Below are 23,146 nucleotides of genomic sequence, written 5' to 3'. Positions count from 1 at the left end.
AGATTGTGTTTGCCTGAGCAAAACTAAGAAACGGCAAAACAAATTCGCTAATTTTGTTTGGTGTGAAAAGTTATATTGAAAATAATGCTCCTGAAACTGTTGTTTATAGCTACTACTTCCCTTACTCTGGGAATGGCATCGATTAGTTTGGCAGAGCCTGTTGCTAATACTACTAAATTCAAAGTACGCTTGATCAATTTGTTTCCCGCTAGTTCCTCTCAACGGTCAGAACTGTTTAAAATAAGCGAATTGCTAGCTCAAGAGTCGGAATCAATCCCAGTTGAGCGATCGCTTTTAGCAGATAAAGAAGAAGATTCGGACATCGAGCAAGAAATTGAAATTTTTATTCGAGGGCAACCCGAGCCATCAAAAGGGTCTACCCCAGTGTATACAATTGATGCAGATCAAATCCGCGACCAAGGTGTCGATACTCTTTCTGAGACACTGCGGAGCTTGCCAGGCTTTGCTATCAACGATTTTGGGTATGGAGCAGATATTCATACAGGAACTTATTATCGAGGGGCTTCAATTAACCAGTCCGTATTTTTGTTAAATGGTAGACCGATTGGTACTAACATAAGTACTTACCATGGTGCAACCGATCTCAATAGCATTCTTTCAGGAGATATTGAGGAAGTAGAATTATCAAGTGGCACTAGCACGACTCTTTACGGTTCAGAAGCTTTAGGTGGAGTGGTCAACATTACAACTAAACAGGGAGAAGGACCACCTAGACCCAATGGAGTCGCTCAGTTTGGTTCTTATGACCAATCTCGGTTTCAAGGAAGCTTTAGTGGCGGAACAAAAAAATTTAGCTATGCTTTGAATTATGAGAGATTTGAGGCAGAAAACGATTATCGCGTTCCTGTTGGTGCTGCTAATCGCGGACCTGATGGACGCTTATTTAATGGAGACTCTTCTGTAGAAAACTACTATGGTAATCTTTCGTTCGATCTCAATCCGCGTAACAACCTCAGTTTAGATATTTCCAAAATAACAAGTCGTCGTGGATTGCTTTACTTTGGCTTTCCCTTACAGCGCGATCGCCTCGATCACGATAAACTAAATATTGGATTATCTTGGAAATCTATGCTGGGTCAAGGGGAAGACTCAGAATTAAAAACTACTATTTCTTTTAATCAAGATTACTTTAATACTTACGGTCCTACGCAAGATATTTTTTACCGAACTGGCACTCTTAATTCACGAGCAGTTAATGGCAGATTGGAACACGACTGGCAGACTGCTGCCAACAATAATCTACGCTGGGGTGTAGATTTGCAAAATTCGTTTCTGACTGGCGAAGTTTCCAGCAACGTTCCCCAACTTGCCCAACTCAATGGCACTGAAGAACGAGAACGTTTTCACACTGCGCTATTTGCTCTCAACACTTGGAAAATTACCGACACGTTTCAGACAGAATTTGGCTTACGGCAAAACTTTAACAGCGAATTTGGCAACTATCTCAATCCTAGTGTCGGAACTCGTTGGGACATTACACCATTTCTTGCCCTACGAGGTAGTTGGGCATCAGTACAGCGCAATCCAGGACTAGATCAACTTTATGTATTTGATACGGTTCACAATTGGCTATCAAATCCAGATCTCGAACCAGAAAAGGGATCTACTTGGACAGCAGGGGTCGATGTTCTGTTCACACCAGGATTGACTGGTCAATTTACTTACTTTGGCAGTAGCTTAGATGACCGTCTCGGCATTAGTGAGGGACGATGGGAAAATATTGGTCTGGTTAATACGAATGGACTAGAAGTAGCACTCAATTGGCAAATTTCGCCTCAATGGAAAACTTTTCTTAACTATACTTATACCGATGCTGAAATTAAAACAGGTTTGCAGAAGGGTCTACAATTGGCACTAGTTCCTTATTCTGTTGCTCAATTGGGCATAGGTTATGCTTCTCCTAAGGACTGGCGAGTCAACCTCTATGCAAACTATTACAGTGGTGCGCGACGAGCATTGTTTACCAATCCAGAAGACGCAATTACTGACTTTTCGCCTTCTTGGGTTAGTTTGGATTTAGGACTGCAAATCCCTATCTTTGAGAAAATGCAGCTAACAGTTTTCTTGGAAAACTTAACAGATAATACTTACGAGAAGGCTAATAGAATTTATCAACCTGGTTTGACCTTTCGGCTTGGTCTTCAATCAAATTTCTAGTTAGGAGAATGTCAAGGGTACTCTCTTACCGCTCGCAGTTAAACATCTCCAATAATTAAACCAGGCTCAAAATCTAATTTTTGGAGATGTCTATCTAATGTTTTAGAAAAAGATTAAAAAGGTTTTTCACTCAAGACATTGAGTGGTTCACCATTAACTACAAGTGTTGATGCTTCGATCATTCTTCCATATTCATTTTCAACACCAAATCCCTGAACTTCGATTCGATCTCTGCATTCTCTTGTGCCATAAATGCCAAACATTCGCCAATATGAGGAGGGAACTTAACCTGAGTGCCAGAAGATAAGACCACACCCTTAACCCTCTTTTGTCATTTTGAGGTCTAAGCTTAATTTTTCGTTGGCTGAAACCACGTAAACTTCTCACAAATCCCGTTAGTGACAAAAGAGGGATCACTTAAGTTGGTCGATTAAATTTGCTACTCGCTTTTTGATTTCATCTCTGACACGATAAAAAGTTTCTATTGGTTGTCCATCAGGATCATCTAATTCCCAATCTTCAAAAACTTCTTGTGTTACCCATTCAGGTGGTAAATTAACTCCACAACCACACATGGAAATGACTGCATCGTAATCATCGGCATTAAAATTACTCAAAGGATCTGAAGTTTGGCTACTGATATCAATGCCAACTTCTGACATCACCTCAATAGCTGTGGGATGTACTCGACTAGCTTCTAACCCAGAAGATGTCACTTCAATTTTGCCTTCTCCTAGTGTTTTTGCCCAACCTTCAGCCATTTGGGAGCGACAGGAATTTCTTTTGCAGACAAACATTACTTTTTTCATAGTTTTTGCTCCAGATAATTTATAGTGATTAAGCTAAAAGTTGATGGTGATGACCAAAATCGAAGATTTTTTGCTCTAACTCATTACGAATCTCTCGAAAAGCTTGTTTTTGTTCTTCTCCTTGCAGTAATACAGGGTCGGGAAAAGACCAACGCAGACGTTCTTTTCTCGTAGTTAGTTCGGGGCAAAGTTCTTCTTCACAAACTGTAATTACGTAATCGAGATTGGCTAAAAAACTGGGTGGTAAATTGCCATGTAGCTTGGGTTTAGCAGAAGAAATATCAAAACCGATTTCCTCCATAGCTGCTACAGCCTCAGAATGAACCGTAACTGCGGGATGAATCCCTGCACTCATTACCGTTACTTTTTCTCCTAAAATATCCTTTGCTAGTGCTTCAGCCATCTGAGAACGAGCAGAATTGGCAACGCACATAAATAAGATGTTCATTTGTTTAATTTACTCTATCTACTGTTAGCTAGCTCTCTTTCCTTACGTTCGCTGTAACGGTCAGTCAAATAATCCACCTTATCTCGTAGTAGCAGGGTAAATTTATATAATTCTTCCATTACATCTATTACCCTGTCTCTGTAGGGAGAATCTTTCATTGTGCCATCTTCATTAAACTCTTGGTAAGCTTTGGCTACTGAAGATTGATTAGGAATAGTAAACATTCGCATCCATCGCCCTAAAATCCGCATAGTATTAACGGCATTAAAAGACTGCGAACCTCCGCTAACTTGCATTACCGCTAGAGTTTTTCCTTGAGTTGGTCGCACTGCACCGATGCTTAGAGGTATCCAATCAATCTGATTTTTGAGAATACCCGTCACATTACCGTGCATTTCAGGAGAAGACCACACCTGACCTTCAGACCACTGACTTAATTCTCGTAACTTCTGTACTTGAGGATGAGTTTCTTCTACCTGTCCTCTTAGTGGTAATTCGTCGGGATGAAAAAATTTAACTTCTGCCCCCATATCAGTAATAATTCTGGCTGCTTCTTCTGCTAAAAGGCGACTGTAAGAACGTTCTCTTAATGAACCGTATAAAAATAAAATTCTTGGTGGATGATTGAATGTAGTCATGCTTGGTGTTGCTCGATAAAACTATGCTAGTAACTGAGACAAATTAAACAAAAATTCTTTTTGTGCTTCCCTGAGTTCGGCTGTAGGACGTGCTTTTTCAACAAGGGAAATTGCGGTTTCTGCTAATTCCCCTTCTGCAACTAAGTAAGCAGCTACTAATGTTCCCATTCGACGATTTCCACTGGTACAGTGAACTACTACTGCTTGATTCTCTTCTATTAATGGTTTGGCAAATCGAACAAACTGCTTGACTTGTTTGACAGTTGGCGGTTTACCCCCCGTAATTGGCAGCCAGAGAGCTTGAAACCCAGCCTCTTCATATTCTTTTATACCTGAAGGCTCGTCCATAGTAGAAGTATTTTATTTAATTTCATTGAAATTACCGATAAGGACTTGCACAACGAGGGTCAAGCAAGGTTGCTTTTTCAGGATGTCTAGGAAACCAATTAGCAGTACGCTTACAAACTTCCACCAACATCAACATTACAGGTACTTCAATTAGTACCCCAACTACAGTGGCTAAAGCTGCACCAGAATTTAACCCAAATAAAACTACCGCAGTTGCGATCGCAACTTCAAAGTGATTACTTGCTCCAATTAAGGCTGCGGGGGCTGCATCTTCGTAGTCTAATCTGAGTTTTAGGGCTGCTACATAGCTAATTAAGAAAATAAAGTTAGTCTGAATAAATAACGGAATAGCAATTAATAAGATATGCAGAGGATTATTAACAATTAATTCTCCTTTGAAAGCAAACAAGAGAACTAAGGTTAACAGTAATGCTGCGATCGCAACTGGGGAAAGATAGTGAAGAAAGTTCTCTTCAAACCAACGTCTTCCTTTATGCTGAAAAATCCATTGTCTACTGAGAACTCCTGCTAGTAAAGGCAACCCAACATAAATTAAAACTGATAAAACAATAGTTTCCCAAGGTACAGTCAGATTATTGGCAGACAGTAGCCATTTTCCTAATGGTGCGTAAAGAAACAACATAGCTAGGGAATTAACCGCCACCATTACTAAAGTATGTCCTTGGTTGCTGTAAGAGAGATAGCCCCACATCAGTACCATCGCCGTACAAGGTGCAATACCTAGTAAAATCGTTCCTGCAATGTAGGAATTAGCTAGAGTGACTTCCACACCTCTGATCAGTTCAGTTTGCGATAATAAAGGCAGAAATAACCAGCCCAGAAAAAACTGAGCAAATGCTACCATGGTAAACGGTTTGACTAGCCAGTTAATTACTAGGGTTAATAATACTGGTTTGGGTGACTTTACTGCCTTCTTTGCCTGAGAAAAGTCAATTTTCACCATGATTGGGTACATCATGAAAAACAGACAGATGGCAATGGGAATTGAGACGTTATAAATGCTCATGGCATCCAAGGATTGAGCTACCCCAGGAAAGGTTTTTCCAAGAACAATCCCCGCAATAATACAAAGAGCAACCCAGATAGTCAGGTATTTCTCAAAGAAACTCAGTTGGCTGCCAGCTTTAACCGCTCGCTCGTTGATTTCTGGACTTTCAGGATTCATAAAACTTCTACTTAAAAATTAAAATCGAGCTTGTTTCCGTAATAACTCAGGTATGGTCAGGTTGAATTGGGATTTGCCTTCAAACACAGTTCCCACTTCACCTTTGTGGAAAGTAACTTTATCAATGTGATAAGCTTCTTCTGGTAGAGGAACATAACCGACTTGAGTTACTAGCTCTGGTGCTTGAGCAAGATAAAAATCGATAAATTCTCTCAAAGTTTGGTTTTTCTGCGCTGAAGCTGCGTTGACGTATATAAATAAGGGACGGGACAAAGGTTGGTACTGAGCTTGTTCAACAGTTTCTCTGGAAGGTAAAACTGCGCCCTTACCGCTATCGACAGCTATAGCTTTCATTTCATTGGCACGTTGCTCGTAATAGGCTAAACCAAAATAACCCAAAGCGTTAGGATCTTGACTGACTCCTTGAACTAAAGCATCATCATCTTCACTAGCAGTAAGATCGTTACGACTTGACCCCACTTCTCCTATAACAGCTTCAGTGAAATAATCAAAAGTCCCTGAATCTCTCCCAGGAGAATAAAGATTAAGAGGTTGGTCGGGAAAATCTGGTCTAACTTGATTCCAATGTGTAATTTTTCCCTCTGCCTCTGGCGACCAAATCTTGGCTAATTCCTCAAGAGTAATGCTTTCTAACCAATTGTTTTGAGGATTGACCACCACTGTGAGCGCATCAAAGGCAACAGGTAATTCGATATAACGAACTTCTGAGTTGTTACAGGCTTCCATCTCATCGAGTTGAATCGGACGGGAAGCATTATTAATATCAGTTTCCCCACGACAAAACTTATCAAACCCACCTCCTGTCCCAGAAAAATTGCTCTCAATATTTACTGGTTGTTTTTGATTGGCTTGATACTCTTCGATGATTTTTTTGGTGATGGGATAGACAGTGCTAGAACCATCAACTTTTATTGATTGTTTTTCTTGAGAAGCCAGGGGAATGGCAACAGCTACCAGTGCTGTACCTACTCCAAAAGCTATGAATTGAGATACTTTTAGCGGTATTTTGTTCAAAATATTCATTTTTTTCTCCACTCACAATTGTGGAACCGATTTTAATTATATATCAAATAACCTTGATGCATCAAATATTTTTGATGGATAGAAGTAGCAGATCGCTAAAAGATCACCAAATTAGCCAAAACGACCACTGACGTATTCTTGGGTTGATTGATTGTTAAACAATTTTGCTGTTTGGTTATATTCGACTAAATAACCAGAGCGTTTTCCTTCTTCAGAAGTCACGACATTAAAAAAAGCAGCCATGTCCGAAGCACGACTTGCCTGTTGCATATTATGAGTTACGATCACAATGGTATAAGTTTGTTTAAGCTGCTGAATTAACTCTTCAATTTTGAGAGTAGAAATGGGATCGAGGGCAGAACAAGGCTCATCCATCAGCAATACTTCTGGTTCAATAGCGATCGCCCTTGCAATACAGATATGAAGTTTGAATAAGAATCGAAGGAATCTCTATTTTCTATATTTTTTTCTCAACAAAAAAATTTAATCTTTAATCACAGCCTCTAGCTGGTAAAATATCCCCAAAACGTCGATATTCTGCTAAATATTGTTCTAGAACAATAAACTGAGCCAAATTAAGACTATAGTAAATCCAGCGTCCTTCTTGTCGAGCGCGAACTAAATTAGCTTCCTTAAGAGTTTTCAGGTGGAATGAGAGCTTTGATTGGCTTACCTCTAGTTTGTTACACAGTTCACAAACACATAATTCATGAGAGTGCAGTAGTTCGATAATTTGTAGCCTTAATGGTTCTGACAGCGCGTGAAAACCAGCCCAAATTTGGGTTAAATCTGAAGTAGTAACTTGCATCAACTTTATTTGAAATGTTTTTTTATTTTAGACTCATTACTAACCAGGTGGCTAAACACATCCTTCCTGGTAATAAAAAAGGCATCCAATCAAGATGCCAATTAAACAATTTTTGAGATGTTATTTTTTTATTTTCCAGCCAGAAGACTTATCTAAATCCCACTGCTGCTTGCCAAACAAAAGCCAGTAAAAGGAAAAATAAGGGAATCAAGGGCAGAACATCTACTAAAGGGTTAAAAATAGCGTAGGCTTCTGGTAGCTTTGCTAATAGCATTGCTGCTTCCATATATCTATCTACCTTCCAAAAATTTTCTTAAAGATAGTAGCAATGGTATCACGATTTGGATATGTATAAACGATCCTCTCATCGGTTACCAGTTATCCATTCTTTCCTGCCTAATTTTCTATCGTATCTTTAGCTAACAACCCTTGAGCAGCAGTAATTAAATCCGTTTTAAGCTCTTGTAAATCTTCGCGGTTATTTAAATAGGTTTTTAGTGCAGCAATGGGATCGAGGGTGTTTTCTACTCCCAATTCTGGCAGACGTGGACGAGCTAACTGACTAACTAATTCAGGACGAATGGTGTAACTATGGGCGGGTTGAAGAGCTTGATAAAGTGCAGTTGTATTAATTAATTCTAATTGTTCAGAGCGGATTTGATAAATTAGTCTGACTACAGCATCTTCAATTGGTTCTTTTGCGATCGCATTTAACACTGCTTCTTGAGGATCTTCTGCACTAGAAATATCTAAATTAATCGTACAAAAAGGACGAACGGGTAAGGGACAAAATTCCCAATTTACTTTTTCTTTCGTTATTTCTAATAAAACATAGCCTTTATCTTCTTTTTCTTCGCTAAAATCAACTCTTTCAATACTGCCAGGATAAATGATCGGAGGATCGTTAGTTTTGTTGAGATTTTGATGTTTGTGAACGTGACCTAAAGCGACATAATCAAATTCAGGACGAATTAACAAAGATAGGGGAATGCTAAATCCTTTTCCTACTGCGAGTAATCTTTCTGCACCCAAATTAGCACGATCTGCCATCAAATGACCTAACAAGATCGTAGGTAAATTAGGCTCGAGACGACGAATCTCTGCTTCTAAAACTGGTTGTAACTTTTCGATTAATAATTGATGGACTTCTTCTAATGATAAACCTTCTGTTTCTGGACGAGTAAGCAGCGTCGAACGATTCAACCAAGGTAAAGTAATCACTTGCAGACTACCATTAGCAGTATCAATGCGATGAGTAGTAATGCGATCGCCTACAATAAATCCAGGCACTACTAAGGTACGATAAATACATAAACTCGCTCCTCCATTGCCTTGAGAATGTTGATCGTGATTGCCTACTAAAAGAATAGTAGGAATATTGGCATCAGCTAAACGGCGAAACTGACTAGCAAAAGCTTCATGAATAAAAGGTGCAGGTGTGGCATCAGGAAAAGCATCACCAGCAAATAAAACTACATCTACAGGTTCTGCGATCGCTCTGTCAATACAGATACTTAAAGTTTTAACAAAATCTTCTAAACGAGTATTTATTCCAGTTTCAGGATTAATTCTACCGTGAGAGAAACCACTGCCCAAATGAATATCTGCTAAATGAAGGACTTTGATCATAATAATTCTCTATAGATGTTGTGAATAAAATATTGCTGATACTATAAATTCTCAAACAAAAAAACTACAATCAAGAGAGCAAATCAAATTATTTTAAAACTTATTATTATCACCCTAATTGTTGACAGATTTATAAAAAAACACTATCAATTAATAACTCCATCTGAGTTCATCTGTGGACAAATTTTTTAACCATATTTAAATTTAAAATACAAAATTGTTGAAGCAAAAATAAAAGTCATAATATTAGCAACTACCACAGGAAGATCATTAACACAAAAACCATAAATTATCCATAAAAATACTCCCGTACAAAAAGTAAAAAACATTCCCAAAGAAATATCTTTAGCCGATTTACTTTTCCAGGTTTTAAGAACTTGAGGAAGAAAAGCGATCGTGGTCAAACCACCTGCAAGCAAACCAATTACAGTAATCAAATTCATCTTTTGGTTCTTTTAAAAAAATAGTTTGTTTTTAATCTAATAAATTTAATTGGTAAAAAACAATCAATTAATTAACAATAATTACTGCATCAGGATTAATCAATAAATCAACGCGGTTTCCATAATTCAAAGAAGGAATAAATGGTGCAATAACTTCTATAGTTGAATTATCTTGAAAATGTCCAATTTTAGTTTCTGGATGAGGATAATAAATCCAACCATTATAATTTTTTGTTTGAAAAATAATTTGACAAGCAGAAAAAGAAAAATCTTCCGCAAGATAATCAGGATGCCATTGAACTTGCTTAAAAGTATATTCTGGATGCTTCAAAATAAAAGTAGCAGGTGCAATCGAAATATTTAAAGTACCCAAAAAGAATGAGCTTAAATTTAATCCTCGCTCTTGAAAAAATGGTAATTGCATTTCAATTGTTCCTTGAGGATAAGGACTATCACCAGCTAATCCAGAAGCTACTTGATGTCCTGATTTAATTACTCCATCTATTGTCAACCAATTTTGAACCATCAATTTTCATCAATGTTAATTTTAATGAATCATTTCAAGAAGTTTGTCGCCAAAGTTGAAGCAATAAAAGTCATTAAATGCTGATTGTTTATCTATTTCAGCCTTTTGACCGATATCTGACCAACTAAAAGATGACTTATTATAAAAATAAGAATAACAAATCGTTCATCTCTCTAAAATTTAATCTTCAGAGAGACGGAAGTAAGGAACAAGTTTCAACTCCTGAAGGAACGCGCCTCACAATCGAGAAAACAGAACAGAGGTGACACTGATGGAATTAGTATATCGGGGAGTGCGATACAACAACAATAAATCACCATTATCAATAGAAACTCAGGGAAAAAGCGGTATTGGCGCAGCAGAGGCGCGTAGCGATCGCGAAATATTTTCCGCTCAGTCTAAAATTGCCACTAAAAACAATTTTCCTTTCCTAAGATATTTTAAACAACTATTTTTTCCCTCAGACGCAAAACGAGTTTTAAATCCCTTTTTATTTTTGTATGTTTACAAAAGTCAATTGTTAGAAACTTATTGGCAATTGGATGAACGTAAAAGACTCGAACACTGTTGGTATCTGACTTTGGCACTTAACCCAAAAATTTATCGTATAAGCGATCGACCTATTCAATTAAAATATCGTGGCGTTACTTATTATCGATAATTTGTTAAAAACTGCTGAAAAATCAAAAAATGCAGTAATCTTAATCTACACAGCTAAAAATCTTTGAATTACTTGTTGACTTAATTGATCAGTACTTCCAGAAGCAACAATTCCACCTTTTTGCATGGCATAATATCTATCTGCTTGACGAACAAAGTGTAAATGCTGTTCAACTAACAAAACTGAAATACCTGTAGCTTCAATAATTCGTTTAACTGCTGCTTCTATTTCCAGAATAATGGAAGGTTGAATTCCTTCGGTAGGTTCGTCTAAAACCAATAAACGAGGTTTCCCCATTAAAGCACGAGCGATCGCAAGTTGTTGTTGTTGTCCACCACTTAAATCTCCACCCATCCGAGATAACATTGTTTTCAGGACAGGGAAAAGGTCAAAAATCTCTTCAGGAATTTCTTCATTACCTTTTCTTCCTTCAGGACGAGCTTCTATACCTAAAAGTAAGTTTTCTTTGACTGTGACACGAGGAATAACCTCTCTTCCTTGGGGAACATAACCTATTCCCATTCTCGCACGGCGATCGGTTGGCAATTTAGTAATCGGTAAATCGTTAAAAATAATTTCTCCAGTACGAGGTTTTAATAAACCCATAATGGTTTTCAATAAGGTAGTTTTGCCTACACCATTGCGTCCAATTAAACATACCATTTGTCCTGAAGGGATACTCAAATCTACATTGCGTAGAATATGACTTTCTCCGTAATAAACATTCAGGTTTCTAACCTGCAACATTAAATCTGTTTTTGGTAATTGAGGATCGACACTTAATACTTGCATTTTTGATGTGACTAATTTAAAATTTTTTACTTTTGATCCTTCGCTGCGCTCACGACGCTCCGCGCTTTTTACTTTATGTAATTGGTTGTCCCAAATAAACTTCAATCACACGGGGGTCATTTTGAACTTGATCCATCGTGCCTTCACAAAGTACTGAACCTTGATGTAAAACTGTTACTTTGTTATTGGCTATTTGACGGACAAATTCCATATCATGTTCGATCGCAATAATTGAATGACTTTCTGCTAAAGAAAGTAGTAAAGCACCTACATTTTCTGTCTCTTCATCGGTTAATCCTGCTGCTGGTTCATCTACTAATAATAAATCAGGAGATTGAGCGACTAACATACCGATTTCTAAACGTTGTTTTTCCCCATGAGAAAGCAAAGTTGCTGCTAAGTCTGCTTTAGCTTCTAAACCAATTGTTTCTAATAATTCTGCTACGGTTCTCATTTCTGTGGCAGCAGGACGATTAAATAAGGTAGAAAAAACGCTTTTATTACGATTACAAACTAAATCTAAATTTTCTCTAACTGTTAAATTTAAGTAAACTCTAGGTGTTTGAAATTTTCGACCAATTCCTAAACAAGCAATTTGATATTCTGGAGTTTTCTTAATATTTTTGCCTTTAAATAAAACTCTTCCTTCCGTTGGCTGGACTTTTCCAGTAATTACATCTAAAAATGTTGTTTTTCCTGCTCCGTTAGGGCCAATAATAACTCTTAATTCTCCAGTATCCATACTAAAATTAAGATTATTAAGAGCTTTAAATCCGTCAAAATTTATAGTTAGATTTTCAATTTCTAAGATTTTGCTAGTAGTCATTAGATTGATAGTTAATTATTTGTCCACGGATAAACACAGATGAACACAGATGGAGTTATCGGTTAGTAGTTTTTTTTGATGGTTAACTGATAACTGTTCACTGGTAACTGGTCACTGTTTAGGGGTTAATTCTTCTCTTTCTCTTTGAATTTCTGGGTCTTCTTCTAAAGAAGGATAAGTGACTACAGGACGACGATAACCAAAGAAATTGAGTAATTTTTCCCATCCATCATCACGCCACCAACCAATAATTCCAGTAGGAAGAACAGTAACTACAATTAAGAATAATGCACCTTGGAAAAATAACCAGACTTCAGGAAAACGTTCGCTTAAGAAAGTTTGTGCCAATCTAACTAATAAAACTCCAAAAATAGCACCAATTAATGTTCCTCTACCACCTACAGCTACCCAAATTACCATCTCAATTGAGAAAGCAACATCCATTGCATTGGGAGTAATAATTCCTGTTTGAACTGTATATAATGCGCCAGCAAGTCCTGCGATCGCGCCTGAAATTGCAAAGACTAAAACTTTATATCCTGTGGGATTATAACCAGAAAAACGAACCCTAGTTTCATCATCTCTAATTGCTACTAATAATCTGCCAAATCTTCCGATGGTTAACCAGCGACATAATAAATAAACTAAAATTAAACAGATAATTGATATTTCATAAAATGCTAATTGAGCTTGACGAGAACTTGCTAAAACACCAAAGATAGTTTGAGTATCTGTTTTAAGTCCGTTAGTACCATTAATTAATTTTTGTTGTCCGTTGAAAAAGTTAAAGAAAACAATTAAAGCTGCTTGAGTCAGAATTGAAAAGTAAACTCCTTTGATGCGGTTGCGAAAGACTAAATAACCTAATAATCCTGCCACAATTCCAGGAATGACTACTAAAGCAATAATTGTGATTAAAAAAGAATTAAAAGGTTGCCAAAACCAAGGTAATTCACTGACTCCATAAAGAGTAAAAAATTCTGGTAATTGTCCTTGCGGTTGTAAATTTAGGTGCATAGCTAGGGCATAACCACCTAAAGCAAAAAAGATACCATGACCTAAACTTAATAAACCTGTATAACCCCAAATTAAATCAATACCAAGAGCGACTATTGCTAATGAAATAAATCTTCCTAATAATCGCAAACGAAATGCAGGGATGAACAGAGGAAGAATAATTCCAAAAACAATTGTTAGTACAGCAATAGTTACTATTTCAACTAATTTTTTTTGTCGCTGTTCTCTTCTTTTTTCAAAACCGGTTTTTACTTCTACATCCATGATTAATTTTTATCATGTAATAAATTTCAAATTGATAACTGATAAATTTACGGGCAATTCCCCCTACCTACAACTCGGCAGTTCTTCCTTTTTGAGGAAATAATCCAGCAGGTTTTAATTGTAAAAAGGCAATAATTAAAGCAAAAACCATCACTTTTGCCATGCTAATTGTGGCAAAGAAGAGGAAAAAGTCGACCAATGGTTTCAAACTTTCTGTTGAGGTAAATATTAATGCTAAAGTTCCTGAACCAATCAAATAATTCAGAATCCCAATTCCTAAAGCAGCAACAATTGTACCTAAAAGATTACCAACACCACCGACAACTACCACCATAAAGGTGTCAACAATGTAATTTTGTCCTGTATTCGGGCCAACTGAACCAAGTAAACTCACTGCAACTCCTGCAATTCCAGCTAAACCTGAACCGAGGGCAAAAGTTAAAGCATCTACCTTAGCTGTAGGAATACCTAAACAAGAACTCATGCTGCGATTTTGAGTTACGGAACGAATTCTTAAACCCCAAGCAGAACGGTTTAAAAACCAATACACTCCCAGTAAACAAAGAATTGTTAAGACAATAATAAATAAACGAGCATAGGGCATTTGAAAACCAAGGATTTTTAATCCTCCCCGTAACCAACTAGGGGCTGTAACATCAACATTTCTAGCACTAAACCATGCCCTATTCAAAGCAATTTGACCAGTTTTATTAATCAAAAATCCTGTGAGAGTAGCGATCGCTGCGGATAAGGGAATTAAAATTGCGATCGCCCAATTTCTAATTCTTGACCAATTAGGACGACGACTTAAAACAGTCATACCACCAAAAAACAATAGACAGAAGACTACTAAACTAATAATCAACATCCAACTAACACTGCGAACAAACTGTCGCAAAATCAAACTGACACCCCAGGTTGCCAAAAGAGTTTCTAGCGGTCGTCCATAAAGAAATCGTATTACTCCCTTTTCCAAAACTAAACCTGCCAAAGCAGCGACCAAAAATGCCACTGGAATAGCAAAAATAATGTAAAAATCAAACCAAGGCGAACCTAAAGGTTTAAAAACGTTTTGAACTACAAAAGTAGTATATGCGCCAAGCATCATTAATTCGCCGTGGGCAAGATTAATTACCCCCATGAGTCCAAAGACAATTGCTAACCCCAAAGCAGCAATTAACAAAACTGAACCAATACTGATTCCGTTGAATAAACCTTCTATTAATGCTGTCACTTGTCTTATTTATGTGTTAAACTATTAAACTTTAAATAATAAAAAAGGCAAAAAAAGTATTATTTTTTACTTTTCCTACCTTGTTCAACTAAAAATTAAATTAATTTTTACTTTGTAATCACCGGTAACGAGTTATCGATTCAGCAACGACAAATAACCAATAACTACACTACGAACGCACGCCACTAATTTAAGTTGTCTCTACTTTGTATTTACCACCTTTGTTAGGATCAGTCCAATCACAGGCAAAACCTTTAGTTTCTGGAACATACTGATTCCAAGGTACAGGATCAACAGGTCCTTCAGTTGACCAAACAATATCAAATAAACCGTCATCTCTAACTTGACCAATTCTGACGGTTTTAGAAATGTGGTGGTTGGGGAACATTTTGACTTTACCTTCAGGAGCATCAAATTCTTGACCCACAGCAGCTTTACGTACTGGTTCTAAATCAGTAGTTCCCGCTTGTTCTACTGCTTGTTTCCAGAGATAAACCATAATATAGGCAGCTTCCATGGGGTCATTGGTTACTCTGTCTTCACCATATTCTGCTTTGAAAGCTTCAACAAATTTGTTGTTAGTAGGGCTATCCACAGTTTGGAAATAATTCCAAGCTGCATAATGACCTAGTAAATATTCTTTACCAATTTGTCGTACTTCTTCTTCAGCAATACTGACAGACATGGTGGGATATTTATCGGCGGTTAATCCTGCACCCTGCATTTGCTTAAACAAAGCGACATTACTATCTCCATTTAAGCTATTGAAAATTATGCCCCCGTCAGGCAAAGCTGCTTTGATTTTAGTAATAATAGAAGTGACTTCTGTATCGCCCAAGGGTAAATAGTCTTCACCAACTACTGTTCCGCCTTTGGCTTTTAGCTGTTCTTTGATAATAGTATTAGCAGTGCGGGGAAAAACATAGTCAGAACCAACCAGGAAGAACTGTTTACCCTTGTTTTCTAACAACCAATCTACCGCAGGTTCAATTTGTTGGTTGGGTGCAGCACCTGTATAAAAGATATTGTTGGAACATTCTTGTCCTTCGTATTGGACAGGATACCACAACATATGTTTTTTAGATTCAAACACAGGTAATACTGCTTTACGACTGGCAGAAGTCCAACAACCAAATACAGTGACAACCTTGTCGTTATCGATTAATTTTGCTGCTTTTTCGGCAAAAGTAGGCCAATCAGAAGCACCATCTTCAGTAACTGCTTCTATTTGTTTACCTAAGACACCACCAGCAGCATTAATTTCTTTAATCGCTAGTTTCTCTGCTTCTACTACAGTGGTTTCACTAATTGCCATCGTACCACTGAGAGAATGAAGAATTCCGACTTTAATTGTATCACCACTACTACTACTAGCAGGAGTAGCAGCATCATTAGTGTTACTAGGTGTTTCAGTTGTGTTGGTATCCCCTCCGCCATTAGCACAGGCTTTTAACAAGATGCTAGTGCCAATCCCTGCTGAACCGTATATAAGAAATTTACGTCGTCCTAATTTTGACATAATTTTTAAATCTGTCTATGTTTTTTGTTGCTAATTAGAAACAATCCAAAAGAAAAAAATATCTAAACGCTGTTGTATCTTAATTAGACTGTTGGGCTGTAATTGTACTCTAAGTTACAAAAAAAACAAGATCGTTATGAACAAAAAAAAATGTGTTTTTTCTGCCTTGACTAGATTTTGTAGTGCTTGAGGCGATAGTTAAGTTACTGTTAAACTTTTTGATTAGTTATAAAATTAATTACATTTTCTAGTCCTTGTTTTGTTTTCAAATTTGTAAAGACAAAGGGTTTGTCTCTACGCATTTTTTTGGTATCTCGTTCCATAACATCTAAACTAGCACCCACCATGGGAGCAAGATCGATTTTATTTATTACTAATAAATCTGATTTGGTAATTCCTGGTCCTCCTTTACGAGGAATTTTATCGCCTGCAGCTACATCAATTACATAAATAGTTAAATCAACCAGTTCGGGACTAAAGGTAGCAGCTAAATTGTCGCCACCACTTTCTAAAAAAACTAAATCTAAATGTTCAAAACGATGTTCTAACTCTTCGATCGCAATAAGATTAATTGAAGCATCTTCCCGAATGGCAGTGTGGGGACAACCACCTGTTTCTACACCAATAATGCGATCGCTGCTTAAGGCTTGAGAACGAACTAAAAACTGTGCGTCTTCTTGAGTATAAATATCATTAGTAACTACAGCAATATGGTATTTTTCTCTTAGGGACTTACACAAAGCATCTAATAAAGCGGTTTTACCAGAACCAACAGGGCCAGCAATGCCAATGCGAAAACTGTTCATAACAAGTTAAATTAAGAAAACATGAATTACCAATATTAAACCTGGAAAATAAGGCAAAATAGTGGAATTTGAGGAAGTTTTAAATTTTTGGTTTGGTAAACCTGAGAGTGAAGGTTATGGTCAACCCCATCAGTTTTGGTTCGTCAAAGACAATGATGTTGATCGAGAAATTAAATCTCGTTTTTATTCCGTCTATCAACTAGCTGCAAAGGGTAAATTGAACTTTTGGCAGGAAAAACCTTTAAGCTGTCTGGCGTTGATTATTGTTTTAGATCAATTTCCTCGTAATATGTTTCGGGGAAAACCTCAAGCTTTTGCGACAGACATTTTTGCTCTGCAATATGCTCAATTTGCTCTATCTCAAAATTACGATCAACAATTATTACCAGTCCAACGTTGGTTTATTTATCTTCCTTGGGAACATAGCGAAAATTTAGAACACCAACAAACAGCAGTAAATTTATTTCTGACCCTCAAAGATGACCCCAATAGTGCTAGAACAATTGAATATGCCATGCGCCATTTAGAAATTATTGAGCGTTTTGGCAGATTTCCTCATCGCAATCAAATTCTTGACAGGGAAAGCACTCCCGAAGAATTAGAATTCCTTAGTCAACCTGGTTCAAAATTTTAATTATTATGTTATTGCTGATTGGAGACATTGGTGGAACAAAAACTATCTTGCGTCTGGTAGAAGTAGCAGAACAAGTTCAATCCATTGAAACAATTCAACAAGCTAATTATCGTGGCACAAAGACTATCTTGCGTTTGGTAGAAATAGCAGAACAAGTTCAATCTTTTGAAACGATTCAACAAGCTAATTACTCTAGTAGTTCCTTTTGCGATCTTGTCCCAATGGTAAAAGAGTTTTTAGCTAGAGTAGAATCAAAAGCACCACAAAGAGCTTGTTTTGCGATCGCAGGACCAGTAATTAATAATTCCTCTACCTTAACTAATCTTAATTGGCATCTAGATAGTAAAAGATTAGAACAAGAATTAAATCTTGAAAAAGTCGATCTAATTAATGACTTTGCTGCTAATAGTTATGGGGTTTTAGCTTTAAAAGAATCTGATTTATATCCTTTACAAATCGGTCAATCTCAACCATCTAGTCCCATTGCTGTAATAGGTGCAGGTACGGGTTTAGGAGAAGGATTTTTAATACCCCAAGGCAGATTTTATCAAGTTTTTGCGACCGAAGGAGGACACACAGATTTTGCTCCTCGCAATGACTTAGAGATGCAACTTTTACAATATCTTCAACATAAATTAAATACAGAACATATTTCTGTAGAACGAGTAGTATCGGGTCAGGGAATTGTCGCAATTTATCAATTTTTACGAGATTCTAATTATGCTGCTGAATCACCAGAAATAAGTGCAAAAATTTTGAATTGGGAACAACAAAAAAGTCCAAAAATCGATCCTGCTGCAATTATTTCTCAAGGTGCAAGAGTTTCAGGCGATCGCCTTTGTCAAAAAACAATGGCAATGTTTGTTGAAGCTTATGGAGCGGAAGTAGGTAATGTAGCTTTAAAATTATTACCTTATGGTGGTATTTATCTGACTGGTGGTGTGGCAATTAAAAATCTAGAAATCATGTCAGATGGTCGCTTTCTAGCTAGTTTTAAACAAAAGGGTAGAGTAAGTTTTTTATTAGAAAATATTCCAATCAATTTAGTTAATAATGTCCAAGTCGGATTATTAGGCTCAATTTTATATGCTCTACAATTTGTTTAATTTTTAATAATTAACTTTTATTGTTTTTTAAACCGCTCTTTAAACATTATGTCCTTTTAAACAATAACCAGATTGAGCAACAAATGATTGGTTTTTGGGTTTATTTTAATTGGCAGAAAGGTAATAGCTAAAAAATTAATATTGATAGCTTGACATTTATGGTAATAAATGTTACATTTGATAGCTAATTCGGTTGTATTGAGCCTAATCCTAATTGTGTAATAAAGCAAATAGGACTGGGAGCATCAAACTAAAGACTTATCTTTAAAAATTACAATCAAGAATAATATTTATCAGTCCTAACCGAGCAGCTAATTTTGTTGGCATTGAGAAGAGACTGAAAAAGTCAATACTTACAGAATTAAACCTCATCAATATTATTAGCAATATTGCTCGGTTTTTGATGTGAACAGTCGAAGGTACTCTGCCTTCGTCAATTGTTTTTATGAGGTAATTGAAATGAATTGATAAATTTTTTCGTACTTCCATAGCTTGTAGACTAATTTAATTTTTAATAATTTAAAAAACTATTCTAGCTTTTGGTAAATCCAATAAAAATTTTTAGATAATAGAACAAAAGGGATTAGTCTTTTGAGAACATTACTCAAAATTTTACCTATTTTTCATAATTTTAATTTTATTGTCAAAAAAAATTCTAGTGTGGCTGATTTATAAATCACTATAGGATTTCAAATAATATGATATTTTTATTATACAGATGAGCGAGCAAATTAAAAAGACAGAAGCGATTACATCGGTTGCAACCGCTTCTCAAAATACGCCAATCATCATTGATTTTGATGAAACTTTATTTTTGCGTAATTCAACAGCCGAATATCTTGATAATCTTAAACCTCGAATATTAGGATTTTTATTATTAAAGTTTTTATATTTACTTAAACCCTGGAATTGGTTACCTGAAAAATTTAAAAAATCAAAAGTTGAAGATTGGTTTTTAGTTATAACTTCAACAATATTTTTACCTTGGACGTGGTTTTTCTGGCAAAAAAAGGCTCGAAAATTAGCCAAACGGTATCAAAATTTAGAATTACTTGCTGCTATTAATAATATTGGTTCTCCAATTATAGTTGCGACTGTAGGATTTAATTTTATTGTCAATCCTATTCTCAATCAGATCCCAATCAAATACGATCGCCTTGTTGGTTGTAGATTTTGGCAAGGGTTCAAAGATAGAACCGAAGGCAAATTGCTGATGTTAAAAAAAGTACTATCTCAAGAACAACTGGCATCTGCGATCGCCATTACCGACTCTGAAGATGATCTGCCTTTGTTGCGAGAAGTAGCAAAACCTTGTTTAGTAATTTGGCCTTTAGCTGAATATATTCCACCGCTACAAAATGTTTATCTACCATTTTTGTACGTAGAAAAAGTCAAACGGTTTGGAGAACAATACCTTGCTAAAGTAATCATTTGGGAAGATTTACCATTATTATGGTTAGCTTTTTCTTGGCAAGCTAGTAATACCCTTTTACATGGTACTAGTATTTCTTTGTTTTTAATTTCATTTTGGTGTGTTTATGAAATTGGTTACTATGAAAACGATTTTGTTGCCGAAAAATATGAAGCCAAACCCAAACTATCTAATCAATATCATCAATACAAAAAAATGATGCAGACATGGCATCCTTGGCTTTGGGCTTTAATGTTTGCGGTTTTAGGAGATGTCTTTTTAACTAAAGCGGAAGGAATAACCACACCAGTTAATTATGAACTAATATTCCCTCAATTACAGTCATTAAATCCGATTTGGATACATTTAATTTTTTGGATTTTTTTGTTACTGACAACCAGATTTTGTTTTTGGATTTTCAACTACCTCAATAAACATACAAGGACTTGGTTCTATTTATTACTTCAGTCTTGTCGATACTACGGTTTTCTAGCGATCGCCCCAACTAATCTAATTGGTTCTAGCCTCATCTGTAGTCAGATACTTTCTCAAACCATACTTTATATTGTTTATCGTTATGCAGGAGGTAATGCCAATAATTGGCCCAGCCAAGTTCCAAGGCGAATGTTGCGCATGGTAATGTTTAGCTTAATTTTATCAGCGATCGCGATTGGAGCTAGAGATTTCTCATTATGGTTAAATTTCCAAACCTGGGCGATAATGGCTTGGTGTGTGATTCAATCTCGTAGACAAATTTTAAACTTTATTAGTCAAATTAAACCTGTTGTCAAAGATGGTTCAAATCAAGTAACTTAATTAGTTAAAGATAGCAAGTTCAAAATTATTTTATTTTAATAGTAATTTAGTTTTTAAATGAATATTCATCAAAATCAAGTCAATCTTAATCAAAATCTAATTGAGCTAAACTCATTTACCAACTCGATTGCCAAACTTCGTCAAGATTCAGAATCGTTACAAAAAACCTATAATTCTGGTCAGCCTTATCCTCACTTAGCTATTGACGACCTTTTTGAACCTACTATACTAGACCGCATTGTTGCAGAATTTCCTAAAACTCAAGATAGAGATTGGATTGTTTGGAATAGCAATTACGAATTAAAAACTACTTCTCGTGGAATTGTTGGTTTATCACCATTTACCCAATTCTTTTGTCTCTGGCTTAATTCATCTGAATTTATTGATGAACTCAAAAAAATTACAGGAATACAAGACTTAATCCCCGATCCTTTATTTTTCGGTGCTGGCTTACATCAAATGTATCGAGATGGCTGGCTTGATATACACGCAGACTATACTAAACATCCTACCTTACCATTAATACGTCGGATCAATCTTCTGATCTATTTAAATCGCGACTGGAAACCTTCCTGGGGAGGCGATATCGAACTTTGGTCTGAGACAGACAAAGAAAACCGAGTTGGTTATACTCCTGATTTCAACCGAACCGTAATTTTCCCAACCACTTCAGAAACACTCCACGGTGTACCCAAACGATTGTCCTGTCCTCCAGAACAAAGTCGTAAACTAATTTCAATTTATTATTGGAGTCCTGCACCTTCTTTAATCAAAGCCGGAACTCCCATTATTTGGAGTTCTCAACAAAATTGGCAGAACAAGGTAAGAAAAATCTTGAGAAATATCGCTACTAATATAAGTGGAGATAAAGGTAACGGTTTTGGTTTATAAAAGTATTTTGTTCTTTGAGAAATTGTAGGTATTTGATTGTTGTTCAGCGTGAGCGCGATCAATTTACTTACTTCAAAAACTCATCCGAATATTTCCTAACAAGGGCGTTCGTCAAATCTGGTATAAAAACCACCATATTTAATCCAATATTGGTTAAGAGCATGGTGTGGTGTATGCAAACTTGCCTTTGCTTGATAAAGAATTACTTGACGATGATTACCAATCCAAACTTTTTTAGTTGGTTCAACAGAAATTAATGTTCCACCTAAACTTTTAACACATTCTTCAAATCGTTCTACTGTGGAATATTCTAAAGTTTCAAATATAAAAAAATGACCGGAACAAATCAGATGTCTACTTCTAATCCAGGCTTGCATTTTCTTTTGAGCTACAGGTGGCAGCATGCTCTCTTTTAGCTCCGATATAATCATCGATTTCTCCGTTTTGATACAACTATATTTATCTTTTTAATAGAGGTAATTCATGAGCAAAACTTGCTCGTTTTTCAAATTTCAAAGGTCCTGCTGCTGACCCCCAAATTTGTTGATGAGTAACGAGATCCATGCCTCGATCCCAACTGATCCAAGTAGCTTCGGTTAGCTCAACTTCACTCACTAAATAAGTTTCAGTTCCATTACGATTGATTAGACATCTATTACCAGGCTCTACGCTACCACGAAATAAATCACCATCTTTTTTAAAAATCATTGAACAGTGATAACGTCGTTCTAAACAATTAGGATTTATAGTTAATAAAATATCGCGATTATGTCCCGCTCCAGCATATAAATAAGCGTCTTGCAAACTATAATTTTCAATATAAATCTCATCACCACAGTCTATTAAACGGTGTACTCCTTGACGATAAGGACTCCAAAGGTCGTAATCATAAGTTTGTTCGGAATAAAAACCAATTCCTGAGAAAAATTCATAAGGTAAAGGACGGAAAAAAATCCGAATATGAGCATAGGTTTTAGAATCAGCAAGAGCTTGTTTATGATTACTAAAATCACCAGCCATTAATTTTGCTAAATCTATTAATAAATTGGTTTCTTGGGTTTGGGAATTATCAATTGTGGGCAACATTTTTTGAGTAAATAATTAGAATTTAT

At 36.2% G+C, this 23,146-nt stretch carries 25 protein-coding genes, 1 pseudogene and 1 riboswitch; of the genes and pseudogenes, 6 read left to right on the top strand and 20 right to left on the bottom strand.

The window, feature by feature from the left end:
- The first annotated feature begins 84 nt into the window (after positions 1 to 84).
- A complete protein-coding gene (locus STA7437_RS04755) occupies positions 85 to 2,178 on the top strand; it encodes a TonB-dependent receptor plug domain-containing protein (RefSeq protein ID WP_015192240.1) in 2,094 nt (697 codons plus the stop codon).
- 413 nt (positions 2,179 to 2,591) lie between these two features.
- Here STA7437_RS04755 and arsC read toward each other — a convergent pair whose 3' ends face one another.
- The 12 genes and pseudogenes from arsC to STA7437_RS04695 all read right to left on the bottom strand — a co-directional run bounded on the left by arsC (position 2,592) and on the right by STA7437_RS04695 (position 10,057).
- Positions 2,592 to 2,987 (bottom strand): arsenate reductase, glutathione/glutaredoxin type, encoded by a 396-nt coding sequence (gene arsC / locus STA7437_RS04750; RefSeq protein WP_015192238.1) that lies wholly within the window; start codon positions 2,985 to 2,987, stop codon positions 2,592 to 2,594.
- Between the two features lie 28 nt (positions 2,988 to 3,015).
- Complete coding sequence (locus STA7437_RS04745) at positions 3,016 to 3,435, bottom strand: arsenate reductase ArsC (protein WP_015192237.1); 420 nt, start codon at positions 3,433 to 3,435, stop codon at positions 3,016 to 3,018.
- A gap of 14 nt (positions 3,436 to 3,449) precedes the next feature.
- Positions 3,450 to 4,073, bottom strand: coding sequence for an arsenical resistance protein ArsH (gene arsH, locus STA7437_RS04740; RefSeq protein WP_015192236.1), 624 nt, complete (start codon positions 4,071 to 4,073; stop codon positions 3,450 to 3,452).
- 21 nt (positions 4,074 to 4,094) lie between these two features.
- Complete coding sequence (locus STA7437_RS04735; protein ID WP_051036032.1) at positions 4,095 to 4,421, bottom strand: protein-tyrosine phosphatase family protein; 327 nt, start codon at positions 4,419 to 4,421, stop codon at positions 4,095 to 4,097.
- A 31-nt stretch (positions 4,422 to 4,452) separates the two neighbouring features.
- The gene (arsB, locus tag STA7437_RS04730; protein ID WP_015192235.1) at positions 4,453 to 5,607 is read right to left on the bottom strand and encodes an ACR3 family arsenite efflux transporter; all 1,155 of its coding nucleotides are present in this window, start codon (positions 5,605 to 5,607) and stop codon (positions 4,453 to 4,455) included.
- Between the two features lie 18 nt (positions 5,608 to 5,625).
- Entirely contained in the window at positions 5,626 to 6,651 is a 1,026-nt protein-coding gene (locus tag STA7437_RS04725) for a PstS family phosphate ABC transporter substrate-binding protein (RefSeq protein ID WP_015192234.1), read from the bottom strand.
- A gap of 111 nt (positions 6,652 to 6,762) precedes the next feature.
- A pseudogene (locus tag STA7437_RS27045) lies at positions 6,763 to 7,071 on the bottom strand (phosphate ABC transporter ATP-binding protein); the annotation flags it as partial.
- Between the two features lie 70 nt (positions 7,072 to 7,141).
- On the bottom strand, positions 7,142 to 7,459 hold the full coding sequence (locus STA7437_RS04715) for an ArsR/SmtB family transcription factor (RefSeq protein ID WP_015192233.1): 318 nt from the start codon (positions 7,457 to 7,459) through the stop codon (positions 7,142 to 7,144).
- Between the two features lie 148 nt (positions 7,460 to 7,607).
- Positions 7,608 to 7,745 carry a photosystem II reaction center protein K gene (locus STA7437_RS04710; RefSeq protein WP_041619159.1) on the bottom strand — a complete coding sequence of 46 codons (138 nt, stop codon included), beginning with the start codon at positions 7,743 to 7,745 and terminating at the stop codon, positions 7,608 to 7,610.
- A gap of 110 nt (positions 7,746 to 7,855) precedes the next feature.
- Positions 7,856 to 9,088 carry an exonuclease subunit SbcD gene (gene sbcD / locus STA7437_RS04705; RefSeq protein ID WP_015192231.1) on the bottom strand — a complete coding sequence of 411 codons (1,233 nt, stop codon included), beginning with the start codon at positions 9,086 to 9,088 and terminating at the stop codon, positions 7,856 to 7,858.
- Between the two features lie 188 nt (positions 9,089 to 9,276).
- A complete protein-coding gene (locus tag STA7437_RS04700; protein ID WP_015192230.1) occupies positions 9,277 to 9,531 on the bottom strand; it encodes a SemiSWEET transporter in 255 nt (84 codons plus the stop codon).
- A 67-nt stretch (positions 9,532 to 9,598) separates the two neighbouring features.
- Positions 9,599 to 10,057 (bottom strand): hypothetical protein, encoded by a 459-nt coding sequence (locus tag STA7437_RS04695; RefSeq protein WP_015192229.1) that lies wholly within the window; start codon positions 10,055 to 10,057, stop codon positions 9,599 to 9,601.
- 160 nt (positions 10,058 to 10,217) lie between these two features.
- Positions 10,218 to 10,294: riboswitch (Glutamine riboswitch) on the top strand.
- A gap of 34 nt (positions 10,295 to 10,328) precedes the next feature.
- On the opposite strand from STA7437_RS04695, the gene STA7437_RS04690 reads away from it, so the two are divergent.
- Positions 10,329 to 10,718, top strand: a complete 390-nt coding sequence (locus STA7437_RS04690) for a hypothetical protein (protein ID WP_015192228.1) — start codon at positions 10,329 to 10,331, stop codon at positions 10,716 to 10,718.
- A gap of 45 nt (positions 10,719 to 10,763) precedes the next feature.
- Here the strand turns inward: STA7437_RS04690 and urtE are convergent, their stop codons facing one another.
- From urtE to ureG, 6 genes are all read right to left on the bottom strand, one after another.
- Positions 10,764 to 11,510 carry an urea ABC transporter ATP-binding subunit UrtE gene (urtE, locus tag STA7437_RS04685; RefSeq protein ID WP_015192227.1) on the bottom strand — a complete coding sequence of 249 codons (747 nt, stop codon included), beginning with the start codon at positions 11,508 to 11,510 and terminating at the stop codon, positions 10,764 to 10,766.
- Between the two features lie 73 nt (positions 11,511 to 11,583).
- Positions 11,584 to 12,336 carry an urea ABC transporter ATP-binding protein UrtD gene (urtD, locus tag STA7437_RS04680; protein WP_015192226.1) on the bottom strand — a complete coding sequence of 251 codons (753 nt, stop codon included), beginning with the start codon at positions 12,334 to 12,336 and terminating at the stop codon, positions 11,584 to 11,586.
- A gap of 111 nt (positions 12,337 to 12,447) precedes the next feature.
- Positions 12,448 to 13,617 carry an urea ABC transporter permease subunit UrtC gene (urtC, locus tag STA7437_RS04675; protein WP_015192225.1) on the bottom strand — a complete coding sequence of 390 codons (1,170 nt, stop codon included), beginning with the start codon at positions 13,615 to 13,617 and terminating at the stop codon, positions 12,448 to 12,450.
- 67 nt (positions 13,618 to 13,684) lie between these two features.
- On the bottom strand, positions 13,685 to 14,851 hold the full coding sequence (locus STA7437_RS04670) for an ABC transporter permease (protein WP_015192224.1): 1,167 nt from the start codon (positions 14,849 to 14,851) through the stop codon (positions 13,685 to 13,687).
- A gap of 190 nt (positions 14,852 to 15,041) precedes the next feature.
- Entirely contained in the window at positions 15,042 to 16,370 is a 1,329-nt protein-coding gene (gene urtA, locus STA7437_RS04665; RefSeq protein ID WP_015192223.1) for an urea ABC transporter substrate-binding protein, read from the bottom strand.
- A gap of 209 nt (positions 16,371 to 16,579) precedes the next feature.
- Complete coding sequence (ureG, locus tag STA7437_RS04660; RefSeq protein WP_015192222.1) at positions 16,580 to 17,176, bottom strand: urease accessory protein UreG; 597 nt, start codon at positions 17,174 to 17,176, stop codon at positions 16,580 to 16,582.
- Between the two features lie 61 nt (positions 17,177 to 17,237).
- Here ureG and STA7437_RS04655 point away from each other — a divergent pair, with 61 nt between their 5' ends.
- The 4 genes from STA7437_RS04655 (at position 17,238) to STA7437_RS04640 (ending at position 22,034) form a co-directional block, all read left to right on the top strand.
- Positions 17,238 to 17,810 carry a DUF924 family protein gene (locus STA7437_RS04655; RefSeq protein WP_015192221.1) on the top strand — a complete coding sequence of 191 codons (573 nt, stop codon included), beginning with the start codon at positions 17,238 to 17,240 and terminating at the stop codon, positions 17,808 to 17,810.
- A gap of 2 nt (positions 17,811 to 17,812) precedes the next feature.
- Positions 17,813 to 18,916, top strand: coding sequence for a glucokinase (locus STA7437_RS04650; protein WP_041619157.1), 1,104 nt, complete (start codon positions 17,813 to 17,815; stop codon positions 18,914 to 18,916).
- Between the two features lie 718 nt (positions 18,917 to 19,634).
- Positions 19,635 to 21,143, top strand: a complete 1,509-nt coding sequence (locus tag STA7437_RS04645; protein WP_015192219.1) for a haloacid dehalogenase-like hydrolase — start codon at positions 19,635 to 19,637, stop codon at positions 21,141 to 21,143.
- 57 nt (positions 21,144 to 21,200) lie between these two features.
- Complete coding sequence (locus tag STA7437_RS04640) at positions 21,201 to 22,034, top strand: 2OG-Fe(II) oxygenase (RefSeq protein WP_015192218.1); 834 nt, start codon at positions 21,201 to 21,203, stop codon at positions 22,032 to 22,034.
- A 95-nt stretch (positions 22,035 to 22,129) separates the two neighbouring features.
- Here the strand turns inward: STA7437_RS04640 and STA7437_RS04635 are convergent, their stop codons facing one another.
- Together STA7437_RS04635 and STA7437_RS04630 are read right to left on the bottom strand one after the other, a co-directional pair.
- Positions 22,130 to 22,438, bottom strand: coding sequence for a CpeR family transcriptional regulator (locus STA7437_RS04635; RefSeq protein WP_150109035.1), 309 nt, complete (start codon positions 22,436 to 22,438; stop codon positions 22,130 to 22,132).
- Positions 22,439 to 22,493: 55 nt separating this feature from the next.
- Positions 22,494 to 23,120, bottom strand: a complete 627-nt coding sequence (locus STA7437_RS04630; protein WP_015192216.1) for a chromophore lyase CpcT/CpeT — start codon at positions 23,118 to 23,120, stop codon at positions 22,494 to 22,496.
- Positions 23,121 to 23,146: the final 26 nt, after the last annotated feature.

Source organism: Stanieria cyanosphaera PCC 7437 (assembly GCF_000317575.1).
GTDB lineage: Bacteria > Cyanobacteriota > Cyanobacteriia > Cyanobacteriales > Xenococcaceae > Stanieria > Stanieria cyanosphaera.
This window is presented reverse-complemented; position numbering and strand designations above follow the sequence as displayed.